Origin of the sequence: Streptomyces sp. NBC_01275 (assembly GCF_026340655.1) — a bacterium.
Taxonomy (GTDB): Bacteria; Actinomycetota; Actinomycetes; order Streptomycetales; family Streptomycetaceae; genus Streptomyces.
In genome coordinates this window covers 6,945,883-6,963,775 of record NZ_JAPEOZ010000001.1, presented here as the reverse complement: position 1 = coordinate 6,963,775, position 17,893 = coordinate 6,945,883, and the positions used below count along the sequence as shown (strand labels likewise).

The window sequence follows — 17,893 nt, the reverse complement described above, 5'->3', positions numbered from 1 at the left end:
GGCGAAAACACGGCGCTCACCTGCGGTAGGGGTCCTCCGCGCGCAGCGCCTTGTCGATGATGTCGCCGACGTCACGGTCGGTGAAACTCGTGGGCAGGGGCAGTCCGAGCCGCTCCAGCAGGCGTCTGACCTCGTCGACGGTCGGCTCCTCGCTCAGCGGGGTGGCCTCGCGCAGATCGAGCTTGACCGCCTGCTCGCGGCCCTGGTGCAACTCGGTGACGTAGTAGTCGTACAGCGGCCGCCCTCGCTCCACGTACAGGCTGACGCGGCGCGGGTCGTCCTGGGTGATGATCAGGCAGGTGTCGGAGAGGTCGAAGCGCAGGGTCGGGGCCACCGAGGACAGATGGACGTCGATCTCCAGGGTGTCCAGCCGCTGCCGGTGCCAACTGGCGGCGAGGACGGTGGCGTACGACTCCTTGCGGGTGCGTTCGAGGGTCCACTCCGTGAACGCGCCGCCCTCCTGGCGGTGGCCGAAGGTGCGTCTGAACCGGGCGTAGGCGGCGCACACCCGGTCGTCGGCCGGGTTGACGATGTCGATCTTCATGCTGAGGGAGCGGCGCTGCCGCTGTGCCTCCAGGACGCACTGCGGGAGCGTGACGGCGCGCAGATAGGTGCCGGTGCCGCCCTTGAACACCCAGCGGGCGGTGTTGCGACGGGCCTGCTCGTGCGCGAAGCCCACCTCGGCGCCGGACAGCGTGCGCACCATGGACAGGTCCTCGATGGCCCGGCTCGTGCCCTCGGTCGCGTCCCGGATGTCGGCCAGCCGTCTCCGGCGCTCGGTCAGCGATCCGTAGACCAGCGCGGCCAGGACCAGCAGGATCGAGCCGGTGACGATGTTGTCGTTGAACTTCCGGTCCGTGATGTCCAGCAGGCCGACGGTGAGGGCGACCCCGATGGCGACGACCCCGTCCGCGTTGCGGACCGCCCACGCGATCGAGTCCTCCAGCCGGCGCCCCGGCGACTGCGGTGTGCTGCGCGACACGTCCACCCTCCCCCGACGGCAGACCTCCATGGTAGGAGCAGTCACCTGCCGACGGCTACGGTGCGTGAATCGGCCTCAACGGCCCGTACTCGACGCGGACGGCGCATCCGAGGGCGCACTCGACTGGTCGGGGGCTACGGTCGGCTGCGACTGCTGCTGTTCCGTGCCCGCCGTGGTGCCGGGGGCATCGGTGCCTACGGAGGCAGCCGGGGTCGGGTCTTCGGGGACCGGGGCCACGGTCCCCTGCGTAGGGCTCGGTTCGGCCGACGAGGGCGCCGTCGACGGGGTGGGCATGATCGACGGGTCGGGCACGGTCGACGGGCTGCTCGCGGGCGGCGGGGCCAGCGGCACCGCCGGGGAGGCGGGCGCCTCCCGGGCCGTCAGGCGCAGCGGCAGCAGCACGGCGAGCGCGGCGACGGCGCAGGTCGCGCCGACCCCGGCCGCGGCACGCCAGCGCCGGCGGCGGGCGGCGCCCCGCCGGATCTCGTCGTAGCGGCCGGCGGGCGGGGCGAGATGGCCGGCCGCGGGACGCAGGACGACGGTGAGCGGGTCGTCGTGACCCAGGTGGTCGTCGTGACCGGGGCGGTCCAGGTGACCGAGGTGGTCCAGGCGATCGAGGCGATCACGGTGGTCCAGGCGATCGAGGTGGTCGTGGTCCGGGCCGTCGTCGAAGTCGTCATCGGGTGTGATCAAGGCTTCTCCTCAGGTGGGCGCGGAGCAGTTCGCGGGCCGCGTGGAGATCGGCCTTGATGGTTCCTTCCTTGCGCCCGGTCAGCACGGACACCTCCCGGATCGGCATGTCAGCGTAGTAGTGCAGCAGGATCGGGACGCGCAGCCGGTCGGGCAGGGACTGCACGAGCAGCCGGACCGAGGGGTCGTCCTGCTCGGCCGGCGGGCGCACCGCGGCCTCCACCGTCGCCCGGCGCACGGCCCGGCGTTCGCGCTCCAGCTTGCGCCAGTGGTCGCGGACCAGGTTGGCGGCGGTGACGTAGAGGAAGCCCTGGGGTTCCGTCACGGCCGTCCAGCGGGCCCACAGCCGGGTGAACGCCTCCGAGGCGATCTCGTGGGCCGTCTCGTCGTCGTCGACGAGCCGGCGACACCACCCGGCCAGGCGCGGGTAGAGGGCGGCGAACAGCTCGGACGCCGCCCTCTCGCGGGATCGGGACCGTTTCAACGTTCTCCTGCACTGCTCGGCGCGGTACCCAGCGCGGCGAAGACGATCACGTTGTCGCGGTATCCGTCGCCGGTACGGGGGCCGCCGCACGTGATGAGACGCAACTCCGGCCGGTCCACGTTCCCGTAGACGGCCTTCGTCGGGAACGCGTCCTTGGCCACCGTCCGCACCTCGGTGACGGTGAACTCGGCCGTCGTGCCGTTCTCCAGGCGCGCCGCGATCCGGTCGCCCCGGCGCAGCCGGTCGAGGTGGCGGAACACCCCGTCCCCGTAGGCGCCGACCGTGACGTGGGCGAGGATCACCGACGGCCCGGTCTGTCCCGGCGTCGGCGAGTGCTCGTACCAGCCCGCCTGGTCGTGCGCCGTGATCGGAGGCACCTGCACGCTGCCGTCCCCGGCCAGCCCGAGCCGCATGACCGGGGTGTCGACCCCGATCGCCGGGATCCGCAGGCCGACCGGGACCGAGCGCGCGAGGGGATGCGCAGCCCGGCCGGAGCTCTGGCCGGAAGCGCCCGAGGAGGCGGAGTGGTCCGGGGCCGAGGGCGTGCTCGTGGCGCCGGCGGTCGTGGCCTGACCGGTCGGGTGGCCGCCGCAGCCCGCCAGCAGGGCCCCCGCCGCCGCGACGAGGGCGGCGCGCCTGGAGAGGGGACTCATGCCCCGGTCGTCCGGCGGCGCCGCACGAAGTAGACCCCCGCGCCGCCCGCGGCGAACACCGCGACGGCGCCGCCGCCGATCAGCGCGCCGTGCCCCTCGGACGGCTGCGAGACCGGCAGTGAGCCCGTATCGGCCGCACCGCTCGGCACGACGTCGACCTGGCTCGGGACGGCGGACGGGGCGGACGACGGGGCGGTGGTGGCCGCGGGCGCCGGGGTCGGGTCGGTGCTCGCCTCGGCCGGAGCCGGGGTGGCCACGCTGGGGGCCACGGTCGGGTCGGCGCCGTCCGCGAACGCGGGCAGCGCGCCCGCCAGTACGGCGGTGGCCGCGAGGGCCAGGGAGCCAAGAACAGTTCGGCGCATGAGTCGCTCTCCTTCGTCGGTCCGCACGCCCACGTGGTCTGCGCGGGCCGTGCTGCGGATCGGGGGGAGAGACGAGACGACCGGGGGGCGGGTTGTAAAGAGATGGCAAAGCCGAGGAAGGGATGCCCTGTACTGCGGCCGGCGGGGGCCGGCTCACTTCCGGCCGGGGTGCGGCCTACAGAGGGTACAGAGGGTTGTCGCCGTCCATGTTGAGCGCGTGACCAGGTCTGAAGAATCGCTTGGCGAAGAAGTGACCGCGCTCGGCGGCCATACGGAACCACGGTTCCGACGCCTCCAGGCCGTCACGCTGCTCGACCAGGCGACCCATTTCCCACATCGACTCCACATCGCCGGCGGCGACGCCGGTGCGCAACAGACGCTCCGCTTCCCCGAAGTCGTCCTGGATCTTCGCGATCATCGCCAGGCCGCGCAGGGCTCGCATGTCCCCCGCCTCCGCGGCGGCCTTCATGCGCTCCGGAGTGCCGTACCTCCTGCGCAGGACGCTCCCGCGTATGAGCAGCAGGATGCCGATCGCCCAGAACGCCCAGCTCAGTTGGGTGAGCGAACTTCCGCCGGACGCAAAGCCGACGATGCTCAGCACTGCGGCGACGATCAACAAGAACCCGGCCACACCGATCCCCCTCCGCTTCCGCAGGACCCGGCCACGCGCAGAAAAGACCCCGCCGCGCACAGGCCTGCGCTTGCACGCATCGAGTGGCGTAGTCCCCGGCCCCATGCGACCCCAAACGTGCCCATGGCAACCCGAGCCACCACTCGACAGCAACACCGCGGGCTCCAACACACCTCCTGCACACCGGAGTTGATCGACATGCCCAGCGCGGCGGATCCGGGGGTAGGGCGGGTACGGCGGATGCCGCCCACGGCCGGGATGTGAAGCGGCGACATGGAGACGCCGAAGACCCGGTCGCGTCGCCTCACGCCTTCAGAACACCTTCAGAGCCCCACGATCACATTCCACCGCTTCGCGAACTCCACCCGTTCCGAGGACGTGATGTCCCGGGCGATCACGAGCCGCTCGCGCATGCTCGCGTCGGGGAAGATCAGGGGGTTGTCGGCGAGGGCGGCGGTGTCCGCGTCGTCGGAGTCGGCGAGGACCGCCTGGGCCGCGGGGACGGGGCAGACGTAGTTCACCCAGGACGCGAGTTCGGCGGCGACCTCGGGCCGGTAGTAGTAGTCGATCAGCCGCTCGGCGTTCGTCTTGTGCTGCGCGAGGTTGGGGATCATCAGCGAGTCCGACCACAGCTCGGCGCCCTCCTCGGGGACGACGAAGCGGATGTCGGGGTTGTCCGCCTGGAGTTGGATGACGTCGCCGGAGTACGCCTGACAGGCCAGGACGTCGCCGCTGACCAGGTCCTTGGTGTAGTCGTTGCCGGTGAACCGGCGGATCTGGCCGTTGCGCACCTGTTTCTGCACCTCGTCGCAGATCCGGTGGAAGTCGTCGGCCGTCCACTTGGTGACGTCGACGCCGTTGCCCTGCATCAGCAGCGCGAACGCCTCGTCCAGACCGGAGAGCAGGGTGACCCGTCCCTTGAGGTCGCTCGCCCACAGGTCGGAGACGCTGCGTATCTCGCGGCCCAGCCTGCGGCGGTCGTAGGCGATGCCGGTGATGCCGGACTGCCAGGGCACGGTGCACCTGCGGCCCGGGTCGAAGGCGGGCGAACGCAGCAGCGGGTCAAGGTACTCGGCGACGTTCGGCTGTCGGGCCCGGTCCATCTCCTGCACCCAGCCGAGCCGTACGAACCGGGCGCACATCCAGTCGCTCATGACGATCAGGTCGCGGCCGGTCCGCTGGTGGTTCATCAGCGCGGGGCTGATCTTGCCGAAGAACTCGTCGTTGTCGTTGATCTCCTCGACGTAGTCGACGGAGATGCCCGTGCTCTTCCCGAAGGCGTCCAGCGTGGGCCGCTTCGTGGCGTCGTCGTCCGCGGTGTCGATGTAGAGCGGCCAGTTCGCCCAGGTCAGCCGCTTGTCCGTGACGGACAGATCGGCGCCGGCCCGGTCACCGGGCCGTACGTACGCGGCGGGCACCCCGCAGCCGGCGAGGGCGCCGAGAGCGGCGGCGCCGCCGAGGGCGCTCAGCAGGGAGCGGCGGGACGGGGCGAAGGGCTTCGCGGACGTCTTCGGGGGGAGGGGCATGCGCGAAGCCTGCCCCTCCCGGCCGCGCCCGGGCAATCGACGCGGCGTCGAGCGGAACCGGCCGCACCCGACACCTTGTCGATCCCGGCCCCACAGAGGGGACCTCTCCCCTCGGAGGGGACCTCTCCGCTCGGAGGGGACCTCTTGACCAGGCGGAGCCGGGATCTCGTGGGCGTCTACGCGTCCAGCGACGTCATCACATGCTTGATCCGCGTGTAGTCGTCGAAGCCGTAGCCCGACAGGTCCTTGCCGTAGCCGGACTTCTTGAAGCCGCCGTGGGGCATCTCGGCGACCAGCGGGATGTGGGTGTTGATCCACACGCAGCCGAAGTCGAGCTTCTTGGACATGCGCATCGCGCGGCCGTGGTCCTTGGTCCAGACGGAGGAGGCGAGGGCGTACTCGACGCCGTTGGCCCACTCCACCGCCTGCTCCTCGTCCGTGAAGGACTGGACGGTGATGACGGGACCGAAGACCTCGTTCTGGATGATCTCGTCGTCCTGCTTCAGCCCGGAGACGACGGTCGCGGCGTAGAAGTAGCCCTTCTCGCCGACGCGCTGACCGCCCGCCTCGACCTTGGCGTGGGCGGGCAGCCGCTCGATGAAGCCGGTCACCTGCTTGAGCTGGTTGGGGTTGTTCAGCGGGCCGTAGAGCACGTCCTCGTCGTCCGGCTGCCCGGTCTTGGTCTCGGCCGCGGCCTTCGCGAGCGCGGCGACGAACTCGTCGTGGATGGACTCCTGGACGAGCACGCGGGTGGCCGCCGTACAGTCCTGGCCGGCGTTGAAGTAGCCCGCCACCGCGATGTCCTCGACGGCCTTGGCGATGTCGGTGTCCTCGAAGACGACGACCGGCGCCTTGCCGCCCAGCTCCAGGTGGACGCGCTTGAGGTCCTTCGACGCGGACTCGGCGACGGACATGCCGGCGCGCACCGAGCCGGTGATGGAGGCCATCGCCGGGGTCGGGTGCTCGACCATCAGCCGGCCGGTGTCACGGTCGCCGGTGACGACGTTGAAGACGCCCTTGGGCAGGATCGCGCCGATGATGTCGGCGATCAGGACGGTGGAGGCGGGGGTGGTGTCCGAGGGCTTCAGCACGACCGTGTTGCCGGCCGCGATCGCCGGGGCGAACTTCCATACGGCCATCATCATCGGGTAGTTCCACGGCGCGACCTGCGCGCAGACGCCGACCGGCTCCCGGCGGACGATCGAGGTCATCCCCTCCATGTACTCGCCGGCCGAGCGCCCCTCCAGCATCCGGGCCGCGCCCGCGAAGAAGCGGATCTGGTCGACCATCGGCGGGATCTCCTCGGAGCGGGTCAGCCCGATCGGCTTGCCCGTGTTCTCCACCTCGGCCGCGATGAGGTCCTCGGCGCGCTCCTCGAACGCGTCCGCGATCTTGAGCAGAGCCTTCTGCCGCTCGGCGGGCGTCGTGTCCCGCCAGCCGGGGAAGGCCGCGGCGGCGGCCGCCATCGCGGCGTCCACGTCCGCCTGACCGGACAGCGGCGCGGTCGCGTACGCCTCGCCCGTCACGGGGTTGACCACCTCGGTGGTCCGTCCGTCGACGGCGTCCCGGAACTCGCCGTCAATGTAGTTGCGTAGCTTGCGCAGCCGTCCCAGCTCGGTGCTCACTGACCGGCCCTCCACTTCGGGTGTCCATTGACTGAGACACCCACCCTAATCCGCACGCCCACGTTTTCAACACCCCCGCCCGCGCCATACCTGCGGAATCCGCAGATCTCACTCACGTAAACAACGAATTTCATCGCCCCGACCTTGCGGAGCTGTCGAGACGTCGTGCACAGTGAGGTCGTGGCCAGTCGAAGCGCAGAGCACAGGGACTCCCGCGAGTCCAGGAACGGCAGCACCCCTCATCTGGATGCCGTCAGTCTCGCCATCATCGAACAGCTCCAGGAGGACGGCCGCCGGCCCTACGCCGCGATCGGCAAGGCCGTCGGCCTCTCCGAGGCGGCCGTGCGCCAGCGCGTCCAGAAGCTGCTCGACCAGGGCGTGATGCAGATCGTCGCCGTCACGGACCCGCTCACCGTGGGCTTCCGCCGGCAGGCGATGGTCGGGATCAACGTCGAGGGCGACGTGGAGTCCATAGCGGAAGCGCTGACCGCCATGGCGGAGGTCGAGTACGTGGTGATGACCGCGGGCTCGTTCGACGTCCTCGCCGAGATCGTCTGCGAGGACGACGACCACCTGCTGGACGTCATCAACCGACGCATCCGGGCCCTGCCCGGCGTGCGCTCCACCGAGAGCTTCGTCTACCTGAAGCTCAAGAAGCAGACCTACATGTGGGGAACCCGATAACCGTGGGCAACCTGACGACCGTGAGGACCCGATAACCGTGAGCACCAAGGACCTCAGCCGCACCGCGTACGACCACCTGTGGATGCACTTCACCCGCATGTCCTCGTACGAGAACGCGCCCGTTCCCACCATCGTCCGTGGTGAGGGCACCTACATCTACGACGACAAGGGCAAGCGCTACCTCGACGGTCTCGCGGGTCTGTTCGTGGTCCAGGCCGGTCACGGCCGCACCGAGCTGGCCGAGAGCGCCTTCAAGCAGGCGCAGGAGCTCGCGTTCTTCCCGGTGTGGTCCTACGCCCACCCGAAGGCGGTGGAGCTGGCCGAGCGGCTCGCGCACCACGCGCCGGGCGACCTGAACAAGGTCTTCTTCACCACCGGCGGCGGCGAGGCCGTCGAGACCGCCTGGAAGCTCGCCAAGCAGTACTTCAAGCTGGTCGGCAAGCCCACCAAGTACAAGGTCATCTCGCGTGCGGTCGCCTATCACGGCACCCCGCAGGGCGCCCTGTCCATCACCGGCCTGCCGGCCCTCAAGGCCCCCTTCGAGCCGCTCGTCCCGGGCGCGCACAAGGTCCCGAACACCAATATCTACCGCGCCCCGATCCACGGCGACGACCCCGAGGCGTACGGCCGATGGGCCGCCGACCAGATCGAGCAGCAGATCCTCTTCGAGGGCCCGGACACGGTCGCCGCGGTCTTCCTGGAGCCGGTGCAGAACGCCGGCGGCTGTTTCCCGCCCCCGCCCGGCTACTTCCGACGCGTGCGCGAGATCTGCGACCAGTACGACGTGCTGCTCGTCTCGGACGAGGTCATCTGCGCCTTCGGCCGCCTGGGCACGATGTTCGGCTGCGACAAGTTCGGCTACGTCCCGGACATGATCACCTGCGCCAAGGGCATGACGTCCGGCTACTCCCCCATCGGCGCGTGCATCATCAGCGACCGGCTGGCCGAGCCGTTCTACAAGGGCGACAACACGTTCCTGCACGGCTACACCTTCGGCGGTCACCCGGTCTCCGCGGCGGTCGGCCTCACCAACCTCGACCTGTTCGAGCGCGAGGGCCTCAACCAGCACGTCCTGGACAACGAGGGCGCGTTCCTGTCGACCCTGCAGAAGCTGCACGACCTGCCGATCGTCGGCGACGTCCGCGGAAACGGCTTCTTCTACGGCATCGAGCTGGTGAAGGACAAGCACACCAAGGAGTCCTTCAACGACGAGGAGACCGAGCGCGTCCTGTACGGCTTCCTGTCCAAGGCCCTCTTCGACAACGGCCTGTACTGCCGTGCCGACGACCGCGGCGACCCGGTCGTCCAGCTCGCCCCGCCGCTGATCTCCAACCAGGAGACGTTCGACGAGATCGAGCAGATCCTGCGCGCGACGCTGACGGAGGCGTGGACGAAGCTGTGATCGTCAGCCTGATCAGCTGATCAACACCGGCCCCGGTGTCGACCGTTCGAGTGAGAAACGGCGACCCGGGGCCGTGTGCTGTCCGGCCTTCCCGTCCTGGCTGCCTAGCGTGCGAGTGACCGATCGACCCTGCCTTCGTTCCCCCGCACGGGGGATTGGCACGGGAACCACAGATCTGAACCGAGGTGTACGCCCATGGAGGCCCCGCCGGACAACGACGTGCTGTGGGCACGCTCCCTCTACTTCACGCACCGCGACGGCTCACCGGCGCTCGGCGGTGTCTCGCTGGGCGTGCGGGAGGGCGAGATCCTCGCCGTCAGCGGCCCGCGCGGCAGCGGCAAGACGACCCTGCTGCACTGTCTGTCCGGCCTGGTGCCCGCCCAGCGCGGCGAGGTCTGGTTCAACAGCGTGCCCGTCCACACGATGGGCCAGACGGCCCGCGAACGGCTGCGCCGCAACCGCTTCGGCTGGATCGACCCGGCCCCGGTGCTCGTCCCCGAACTGAACGTCTGGGAGAACGCGGCCCTCCCCCTGATGCTGCGCGGCACCAGCCGCCGCCGGGCCAAGGCCGCCGCGCTGGAGTGGCTGGACCGCCTGGACATCGGCGACAGATCCCGAAGCCGCCCGCACGAACTCACCCAGGCCGAGCGCCAGCGGGTCTGCATCACCCGCGCCCTGGCTCCGGCCCCCTCGGTCCTCTTCGCGGACGAGCCGACGGCCCCCCTCCACCGCGCGGACCGGGCCCATGTCCTGCGCACCCTGACGACGGCGGCCCGCTCCCACGGCATCACCGTGGTGCTGGCCACCCACGACCCGGAGACCGCCGCCCTCGCCGACCGCACGGTGCCCCTGATGGACGGCCGCCGGGTGAAGACGGTCCATCTGCCGCCGGTCACGGAGCCGGAAGGCCGGGGGGCCGCGTGCTCGCTCTCCGTCTGACCCGCAGCGCCCACCCGGCCGTACAGCTGCGCCGCCTGCTGGTGGCGACCGCGTCGGCGGGCACCGGCTTCCTCCTCCTGTGCACCCTCGGGCACGCCCTGACCCACCCCGACACCCCGGCCGGCTCCGCCCTCCGGCTGGCCTGGTGCGCGGTCCCGCTGGCCGCCACGGTCCACTTCGCCCTGGCCGTGGCCCGCGCCGACCCCGGCACCCGCCCCCGCCCCGGTCTGGCGGCCGTCGGCCTGGGCCCGGCCCGTCTGATGGCCGTCTCCGCGACCACCACGGCCCTGTCCACCCTCCTCGGCTCGGCGCTCGCCCTCCTGCTCTTCCTGCACCTGCGCGGCGACCTCACGGGCATGCCCTTCGACGGAGCGGCCACCGGGTTCCTCGCGGCGGACCGCCCGCTCCCCCTCCCCGCGGCCCTGACCCTGCTGGCACTGGTCCCGGTGACCGCGTCGGCGTCGGTCGCCCTGATGCTGCGCCCGAGGGAAGCCCGCCTGGCCGTACAGGCCGCCCCCAGGGTGTTCGGCCGGCTCGGAGCGAACAGGCGCCCGGGGGCCCGCGAGCCGTTCGGGGCGTACGGCCGATTCGGCGCACGCCCTGCCCTGAGCGGCCGCACCGCAGCGGCGGCGGCCCCCGCCGCCACCCCCACCCCGGCTTCCGTCCCCGCGCACGACGGCGCCCCGTCGGAGCAGAGCAGCCCGACCGAGCCCACGGCGCCGACTCCGACGCCGAGTCCGGCCGAGGGCACGTCTCCGTCGCCCCGCCGCCTCCCCGACCCCACCGCCCTCCCCTGGGGGACGGCCCTCCTCGCCGCCGGCCTGGCCGTGGAGGCCTACGCCAACCGCATCGCGGACCCCGCCACCCTCGCCCTGCCCGGAGACCTCCCCTCCGGTCCGGCGACCGCCCTGATCGGCTGGACCCTCACCGCCGTAGGCCTGGCGCTCGCCGGTCCCGGCCTCACCCACCTCTGCGGCCGACTGCTGCAGGCGGTCCGCCCCGGCGCGCTGCGGCTCCTCGCGGGCCGCGGGCTGATGGAGGAGGCGTCCCGCATCGGCCGGCCCCTGGGCGTGGTCTGCGCGGTGGCGTCGGGCGCGTTCACCATGGCCGCCCTGTACGACCCGGCCGACCCGTCCTTCGGGCCCCTCACCGGCCTCGGCGCCGCCGTCGTCGCCGGCAGCACGGTGGCCACGCTCCTCACCGCGGCCGTGGAGGCCCGTCAGGACCGCGCCGACACCACCGCCGCGCTGCTCCGCCTCGGCGCCCCGGCCCGCACCCTGCGCACCGCCGCCGCCCTGCGCACCGGCGCCCTGCTGACCCTCTTCGTCCCCCTGACCCTGGTCGTGGCCGAACTGGCGGCCCTTCCGCTGACCCGCTGAGCAGCGTTTCCGAGACCGCGTACGAAAAAGTTCCCGCCCGCCGATGAGTTCCGCAGGGCCCCCCGGTCTACCCAACGAACAGCACGCACCGGGCAGCACGGCCCGAACCCGATGGGAGACACCCCCGATGACCACCTCCGCCTACCAGCAGATGATCTTCGTGAACCTGCCCGTGAACGACCTCGCCGCCTCGAAGAAGTTCTTCACGGACCTCGGCTACACGCTCAACCCGCAGTTCAGCGACGACAACGCGGCCTCCGTGGTGATCAGCGACACGATCGTCGCGATGCTGCTCACCAGGCCGTTCTACGCGACCTTCACCAAGAAGGAGATCGCGGACGCCACGACGACCAGCGAGGTCCTGATCGCGCTGAGCGCCCAGAGCCGCGAGAAGGTCGACGAGCTGGTCGACCGTGCGCTGGCGCTGGGCGGCTCGCCGAGCGGCGACACCCAGGACATGGGCTTCATGTACGGCCGCTCCTTCGACGACCTGGACGGCCACACCTGGGAGGTCATCTGGATGGACCCGGCGACCGTCGAAGGCTGACCGAAGCCGGCCACTCCACCGCACGGCAGTGCCTAGCATGGGCGGGTGCATCCGACGACACCCGCCCAGCCGTTCGACGGTTCCCACGACCGTGAGATCGAGTCTCTCGCCGAGTTCGACGACATCGTCGCCGCGCACGGCACGCTCTCCCACTACCGCGTCCAGGCAGTGGACCTGACGGACCGTACGACGGTCCTGCTCTCCCTGGACACCGCGGGCGCCGTCTTCCTCGGCTGCCCGATGGCCCCGGAGGCGGCCGCGCGGGCCCGTGCCGCCGGCGCCCTGGTCTTCCCGCCGATACCCGGTCTCTCCTTCGACCCGTACCGCGGATTCGTCTACTCCCCCGACGAGTTGTTCGCCTCGCTGAACGAGGGCGACGCGGGCTACGAGGGCACGCCCGACGCCCTGACCTACGCCTGGTTCCAGCGGACGAAGTCCGACGGCGACATATTCGCCTCCATGCTCCGCTCCCTCCACGACGACGCCGTCTCCGACGCGCTCGACGAAGTCCTCCTCGACGCCCGGGTGGTCGGCGTCATGGGCGGGCACGCCATGGCGCGCGGGACGCAGGAGTACGCCGGGGCGGCGCGCCTCGGCCGTGAACTCGCCCGCGCGGGGCTCACCGTGGCGACCGGCGGCGGTCCCGGCGCGATGGAGGCGGCGAACCTCGGCGCGTACGCGGCCCCCTTCGGCGACGAGATGCTGACCGAGGCCCTCCAGCTCCTCGCCAAGGCCCCCGAGTTCACGCCGTCGATCACCGAGTGGGCGCGGGCCGCCTTCGAGGTGCGCGCCGGCTGGCCCGGCGGCGGTCCTTCCGTCGGCATCCCCACCTGGTTCTACGGCCACGAGCCGCCCAACGCCTTCGCCGGGCACATCGCCAAGTACTTCTCCAACGCCACGCGCGAGGACGGCCTGTTGGCCCGCTGCACCGCCGGCGTGGTGTTCCTGCCGGGCGCCGCCGGGACCGTACAGGAGATCTTCGACAACGCGACGCCCAACTACTACGAGTCGCGGGGCGAGCCGACGCCGATGGTTCTGGTGGACCGTGCGCACTGGACCGAACGGCTGCCGACCTGGCCGCTCTTGCGGGCACTCGCCCGGGAGCGGTCGATGGAGTCCCGTATCGCCCTCGTTGACCGGATCGAGGAGGCTCCGGAGGCGTTGAAACGTCTCACAAGTTAATAAGCGGGCAAAGGCGGCCGCTCAGAGGGGTCCTCGCATTGACACTGCTTATGGAACGCTTATAGACCTGTGAGTCTGCTGGGGATGGTGTCACCCTCCGTCCCGACGGGGGCATCTCCCCTTCGACCCCCCGCAGTTGCGCATCCCGTAAAGGACAAACGTGTCCCTATCTCGACGTACCGCCGCCCGTTCGGTGCGCATCCTCGGTGTCACCGCCGCCTCGGCCGCCCTCGCGATCGGCGCCGCCGGCAGCGCGCTGGCCTGCACCATCGGCGACTTCTCCGCCGCCGCCACCTGTGACGGCGCCAAGGGCGTCATCACCGTCACCGACAAGGACGCCTCGGGCGTCCCCGCCGTGGTCACCGTCTTCCTCGAGAACAACGGCGCCGACGCCCGCAAGGTCGGCGAGCTCACGGTCGAGGGCAAGGGCGCCACCATCTCCTTCGCGGAGGACTGGGCCCCCAACGCCGAATACCGCGTCCACGTCGTCGCCACCAAGGGCAAGAAGGTCCTGGTCGACGAGGACATCACGCCGAACCTGACCACCCCGTCCAAGGCCTGCCAGACCGAGGACACCACCAGCCCGTCCCCCTCGTCCAGCCCCTCCGACACTCCCCCGTCGGACGACGAGTCGACCCCGGCCGACACCGGGAGCCCGACGCCGTCCGACACGGCGAGCGACAGCGCCGCGCCCGCGCCCTCCGCGAGCAACGCCCCGTCCGCCGCGGCCCAGGAGTCCAACCTGGCCGAGACCGGCGCCAACTCCAACACCGGTCTGATCGCCGGCATCGCGGCCGCCCTGGTCGTCGTGGGCGGTGGCGCGGTCTTCTTCGGCATGCGCCGCCGCGGGTCCAGCAACCGCTGACCCCCGCCGACCGACCGTAGTCGAACGTCACGTGCGTGGCCCGCCCCTCCGGGGGCGGGCCATCCGCATGTCGGCCGCGTACGACGGCGTCGGTCCCGTACGACGACGACGGCCGCGTACGACGATGTCAGTCGAGCACGACGATGTCGGCCGGGTCGAAGGCGACCCCGACCACGTCCCCGACCTCCGGCGCGTCCCGCAGCGTGCACGCTGCCTCGAGCCTCGGTGCGCCCTCCGGCTGGAGGCGGACGGCGACATGGGTGCCCTTGAAGGTGCGGGCGGCGACCGTGCAGCGCAGGCCCTCGTCCGCGTCCACCAGGCGCACTCCGGCGGGCCGGACGAGCAGCGTGCGCGCCCCCTCGGGGGACCCGGGCGGCACGGGCGCCTTGCCCCAGGGAGTGACGGCGACCTCCCCGGCCACGGTCGCCTCCACCACGTTGTCGAAGCCCAGGAAGCGGGCCACGAAGGCGTCCGCCGGCCGCTGCCACACCTCAAGAGGCGTACCGGACTGGGCGATCCGCCCCTCCCGCATCACCACGACCCGGTCGGCGAGCGCGAACGCCTCGCCCTGGTCATGGGTGACCGCGAGCACCGTGGTGCCCAACCGGCCGAAGAGCTCCCGCAGCTCGACGACCAGCCGCTCCCGCAGCGAGCGGTCGAGCTGGCCCAGCGGCTCGTCCAGCATCAGCAGCCGGGGGCGGGGCGCGAGGGCGCGGGCCAGCGCGACGCGCTGCTGCTCACCGCCGGAGAGCGCGGCCACGGCCCGTCCTGCGGCGCCCGGCAGCCCGACGAGGTCCAGCAACTCCCCTACCCGTTCCCGCTGTTCACGCTTGGGCGTGCCGTGCATCCGCAGGCCGAAGGCGACGTTGCCGCCCACGTCCCGCTGCGGGAACAGCTGATGGTCCTGGAACATCAGTCCGAGCTCCCGCCGATGCGCGGGCACCCCCGCCTGGTCGCGCCCGTCGAGCACCACCCGCCCGGAGTCCAGAAGTTGCAGCCCGGCCACGGCCCGCAACAGCGTCGACTTGCCGCTGCCGCTGGGCCCGAGCACGCACACCACCTCATGCTCGGCGACCTCCAGATCCACCGCGTCGAGCACGGCCCGCCCGCCGAACCGCACGGTGGCTCGCTCCAGTTCGAGCAGTGGCATCAGAACTCCCCCGTCCGGTCGGTCCGCAGCCGCTCCAGCACCAGCAGGGCCACCGCGCACACCACCATCAGAATCGTCGAAAGGGCCATCGCCTGGCCGTAGTTGAGCTCGCCGGCCCGTCCGAGCAGCCGCGCCACCGCGACCGGCAGGGTCGGGTTGTCGGGCCGCGCGATGAACACCGTCGCCCCGAACTCCCCCAGCGACACCGCGAAGGCGAACCCGGCCGCGACCAGCAGCGCCCGCCGCACCATCGGCAGGTCCACCTCCCGCCACACCCGCCACGGCGACGCCCCCAGCACGGCCGCCGCCTCCCGGAGCCGCCCGTCCACCGCCCGCAGCACGGGCAGCATGGTCCGTACGACGAAGGGCACGCCGACCAGCGCCTGGGCGAGCGGCACCAGGATCCAGGTGCTGCGCAGGTCCAGCGGAGGCTCGTCGAGCGCGATCAGGAACCCGAAGCCGACGGTCACCGCGGAGACGCCCAGCGGCAGCATCAGCAGCGCGTCGAAGCCGCGGACCAGGCGTCCGGCGTCGCGACGGGCGAGCGCGGCCGCGGCCAGTCCGCCGATGGCCACGGCGATGGCGGTCGCCGCGAGCGCGTACTGCAGGGAGTTGCCGATCGCGTCGATCGGCGGGACCAGGAAGGTCCCGCCGTCCTCGCTGGTCAGCGCCCGGTAATAGGCGAAGTCGGGCGCGTCCAGCGAGCGCTGCACCAGCACCGCCAGCGGCAGCACCAGCAGCACGGCGATCGTGGCGAGCACCCCGGCCAGCAGCGCCCACTGCCCGGCCCCGCGCGGCCGCCGCGCCGTCACGGACGCGTCCACCAGCCGCAACGCGGTCTCCCGCCGCCGTACGGCCTGGGCGTACACGGCGAGGATCGCGCCCACGGCGGCGAACTGCACGAGGGTCAGGACGGCGGCCGTGGACAGGTCGAAGATCTCGGAGGTCTGCCGGTAGATCTCCACCTCCAGGGTGGAGAAGGTCGGCCCGCCCAGGATCTGCACGACCCCGAAGGAGGTGAAGGTGAAGAGGAAGACCATGAGCGCGGCGGCGGCGACCGCGGGCGCGAGCGCCGGGAGCGTCACCGTGCGCCAGGCCCGCAGCCGGGACGCGCCCAGCATCCGCGCCGCCTCCTCCTGCCGCGGGTCGAGCTGCGCCCACAGCCCGCCGACCGTGCGCACGACGACGGCGTAGTTGAAGAAGACATGCGCGAGCAGGATCGCCCACACGGTGGAGTCCAGTCGTACGCCCCACAGCTCGTCGAGCAGTCCGCCGCGCCCGAGAAGCGCGAGGAACGCCGTGCCGACGACGACCGTCGGCAGCACGAACGGCACGGTGACGACGGCCCGCAGCACCTGTTTGCCGGGGAAGGCGAAGCGCGCGAAGGCATAGGCGGCGGGCAGCGCGAGCAGCAGGGTGAGCACGGTGGAGGCGAGCGCCTGCCAGGTCGTGAACCACAGGACGTGCCGGATGTCGGACTGACCGAGCACGTCCGCGATCCGCCCCAGCCGCCAGACGCCGTCGACCTTCAGCCCACGGGCGACGATCGCGGCGACGGGGTAGGCGAAGAACACCCCGAAGAACGCGACGGGCAGGGCCAGGAGCCCGAGCCTCGCCGCGTTCCCGGCACGCCTTCTGCCAGGCGCTACTTCAGTACGAGCGAGGTCCATGACTTGACCCACTGGTCTCGGTCGGCGGCGATCTTCGCCGGGTCCATGGTCTCGGGATCCTTGGCGGCGGGACCGTACTGCGTGAACTCGGCGGGCACGGCCGCGCCCTTCAGCACCGGGTAGACGAACATGTTGAGCGGCATGTCCTCCTGGAACTTCTTCGTGACCAGGAAGTCGATCAGCGCCTTGCCGCCCGCGGTGTCGCCCGCGTTGCTCAGCAGCCCCGCGAACTCGATCTGCCGGAAGCAGGTGCCGGTCGCCACGCCGGTCGGGGCGGTGGTCGGCTTCGGGTCGCCGTAGATCACCTCGGCGGGCGGCGAGGAGGCGTACGAGACGACGAGCGGCCGGTCGGCCTTCGCCTTCTTGCCGCCGGCGGACCCGGAGAACTCCTCGTTGTAGGCCTGCTCCCAGCCGTCGACGACCTTCACGCCGTTGGCCTTGAGCTTCTTCCAGTAGGCCTCCCACCCTTCGTCGCCGTACTGCGCGGCGGTGCCGAGCAGGAAGCCGAGGCCGGGCGAGGAGGTGGCGGCGTTCTCGGTGACCAGGAGGTCCTTGTAGGCGGGCTTCACCAGGTCGTCGAAGGAGGTCGGCGGGGCCAGCTTGTGGTCGGCGAAGTACTTCTTGTCGTAGTTGACGCAGATGTCGCCGTAGTCGATCGGCGTGACCCGGTGCTTGCCGGCGTCCAGCTGGTACTGCGCGTCGACCTGGTCGAGCCCCTTGGCCTCGTACGGCTGGAAGAGCCCGTTGTCGAGGGCGCGGGAGAGAAGGGTGTTGTCGACGCCGAAGAAGACGTCGCCCTGGGGGTTGTCCTTGGTGAGGATGGCCTTGTTGACGGCCTGGCCGGCGTCGCCGTCCTTGAGGACCTTGACCTGGTAGCCGGACTCCTTCTCGAAGGCGGCGAGCACGCTCTTGGAGACGGCCCACGAGTCATGGCTGACGAGGGTGACGGTCTTGGAGCTCTTCGCGCTCGAGCCGGTGGTGGAATCGTTCGACGATCCGCACGCGGACAGTGTGACCAGCCCGAGGCCGACGGCCACGGCCACGAACGTTTTGGTGTGCACTTGATTTCCTCCTGGGGGTGGCCAGGAAGAGACGCGGCCCCGCCCGGAGTGTCCGGGCAGG

At 71.5% G+C, this 17,893-nt stretch carries 18 protein-coding genes; 7 read left to right on the top strand and 11 right to left on the bottom strand.

Features of this window, described 5'->3' with window-relative positions:
* Positions 1-16 precede the first annotated feature (16 nt).
* The 8 genes from OG562_RS31045 to OG562_RS31010 all read right to left on the bottom strand — a co-directional run bounded on the left by OG562_RS31045 (position 17) and on the right by OG562_RS31010 (position 6,953).
* Entirely contained in the window at positions 17-982 is a 966-nt protein-coding gene (locus OG562_RS31045) for a hypothetical protein (RefSeq protein WP_323187576.1), read from the bottom strand.
* 75 nt (positions 983-1,057) lie between these two features.
* On the bottom strand, positions 1,058-1,675 hold the full coding sequence (locus OG562_RS31040; protein ID WP_323187575.1) for a hypothetical protein: 618 nt from the start codon (positions 1,673-1,675) through the stop codon (positions 1,058-1,060).
* The gene (locus tag OG562_RS31035) at positions 1,659-2,156 is read right to left on the bottom strand and encodes an RNA polymerase sigma factor (protein WP_266403772.1); all 498 of its coding nucleotides are present in this window, start codon (positions 2,154-2,156) and stop codon (positions 1,659-1,661) included. The genes OG562_RS31040 and OG562_RS31035 overlap by 17 nt, the downstream gene beginning before the upstream one ends.
* Positions 2,153-2,809 (bottom strand): class F sortase, encoded by a 657-nt coding sequence (locus OG562_RS31030; protein WP_266403770.1) that lies wholly within the window; start codon positions 2,807-2,809, stop codon positions 2,153-2,155. The genes OG562_RS31035 and OG562_RS31030 overlap by 4 nt, the downstream gene beginning before the upstream one ends.
* The gene (locus OG562_RS31025; protein WP_266403767.1) at positions 2,806-3,171 is read right to left on the bottom strand and encodes a Tat pathway signal sequence domain protein; all 366 of its coding nucleotides are present in this window, start codon (positions 3,169-3,171) and stop codon (positions 2,806-2,808) included. Before OG562_RS31025 ends, OG562_RS31030 begins: the two co-directional genes overlap by 4 nt.
* A gap of 175 nt (positions 3,172-3,346) precedes the next feature.
* Positions 3,347-3,802, bottom strand: a complete 456-nt coding sequence (locus OG562_RS31020; protein ID WP_266403765.1) for a sel1 repeat family protein — start codon at positions 3,800-3,802, stop codon at positions 3,347-3,349.
* 323 nt (positions 3,803-4,125) lie between these two features.
* Positions 4,126-5,328 (bottom strand): spermidine/putrescine ABC transporter substrate-binding protein, encoded by a 1,203-nt coding sequence (locus tag OG562_RS31015; protein ID WP_266403764.1) that lies wholly within the window; start codon positions 5,326-5,328, stop codon positions 4,126-4,128.
* A gap of 176 nt (positions 5,329-5,504) precedes the next feature.
* On the bottom strand, positions 5,505-6,953 hold the full coding sequence (locus OG562_RS31010) for a gamma-aminobutyraldehyde dehydrogenase (protein WP_266403763.1): 1,449 nt from the start codon (positions 6,951-6,953) through the stop codon (positions 5,505-5,507).
* A gap of 165 nt (positions 6,954-7,118) precedes the next feature.
* On the opposite strand from OG562_RS31010, the gene OG562_RS31005 reads away from it, so the two are divergent.
* From OG562_RS31005 to OG562_RS30975, 7 genes are all read left to right on the top strand, one after another.
* On the top strand, positions 7,119-7,637 hold the full coding sequence (locus OG562_RS31005) for an Lrp/AsnC family transcriptional regulator (protein ID WP_266403761.1): 519 nt from the start codon (positions 7,119-7,121) through the stop codon (positions 7,635-7,637).
* Positions 7,638-7,674: 37 nt separating this feature from the next.
* Positions 7,675-9,039, top strand: a complete 1,365-nt coding sequence (locus OG562_RS31000) for an aspartate aminotransferase family protein (protein ID WP_266403758.1) — start codon at positions 7,675-7,677, stop codon at positions 9,037-9,039.
* Between the two features lie 195 nt (positions 9,040-9,234).
* Positions 9,235-9,978, top strand: coding sequence for an ABC transporter ATP-binding protein (locus tag OG562_RS30995; RefSeq protein ID WP_266403755.1), 744 nt, complete (start codon positions 9,235-9,237; stop codon positions 9,976-9,978).
* A complete protein-coding gene (locus tag OG562_RS30990) occupies positions 9,960-11,357 on the top strand; it encodes a hypothetical protein (RefSeq protein ID WP_266403752.1) in 1,398 nt (465 codons plus the stop codon). Before OG562_RS30995 ends, OG562_RS30990 begins: the two co-directional genes overlap by 19 nt.
* Before the next feature lie 127 nt (positions 11,358-11,484).
* Positions 11,485-11,904, top strand: a complete 420-nt coding sequence (locus OG562_RS30985; RefSeq protein WP_266403750.1) for a VOC family protein — start codon at positions 11,485-11,487, stop codon at positions 11,902-11,904.
* Between the two features lie 45 nt (positions 11,905-11,949).
* Positions 11,950-13,086 carry an LOG family protein gene (locus tag OG562_RS30980; RefSeq protein ID WP_266403748.1) on the top strand — a complete coding sequence of 379 codons (1,137 nt, stop codon included), beginning with the start codon at positions 11,950-11,952 and terminating at the stop codon, positions 13,084-13,086.
* Positions 13,087-13,246: 160 nt separating this feature from the next.
* Entirely contained in the window at positions 13,247-13,951 is a 705-nt protein-coding gene (locus OG562_RS30975) for an LAETG motif-containing sortase-dependent surface protein (protein WP_266403746.1), read from the top strand.
* Positions 13,952-14,078: 127 nt separating this feature from the next.
* On the opposite strand, the gene OG562_RS30970 is transcribed toward OG562_RS30975, so the two are convergent.
* Genes OG562_RS30970 through OG562_RS30960 form a run of 3 tightly spaced genes read right to left on the bottom strand, consistent with a single transcriptional unit; the run spans position 14,079 to position 17,832 of the window.
* A complete protein-coding gene (locus OG562_RS30970) occupies positions 14,079-15,101 on the bottom strand; it encodes an ABC transporter ATP-binding protein (RefSeq protein WP_266403745.1) in 1,023 nt (340 codons plus the stop codon).
* Positions 15,101-16,771 (bottom strand): iron ABC transporter permease, encoded by a 1,671-nt coding sequence (locus OG562_RS30965; RefSeq protein WP_266403742.1) that lies wholly within the window; start codon positions 16,769-16,771, stop codon positions 15,101-15,103. Before OG562_RS30965 ends, OG562_RS30970 begins: the two co-directional genes overlap by 1 nt.
* Positions 16,747-17,832, bottom strand: a complete 1,086-nt coding sequence (locus tag OG562_RS30960) for a thiamine ABC transporter substrate binding subunit (RefSeq protein WP_266403741.1) — start codon at positions 17,830-17,832, stop codon at positions 16,747-16,749. Before OG562_RS30960 ends, OG562_RS30965 begins: the two co-directional genes overlap by 25 nt.
* Positions 17,833-17,893 lie beyond the last annotated feature (61 nt).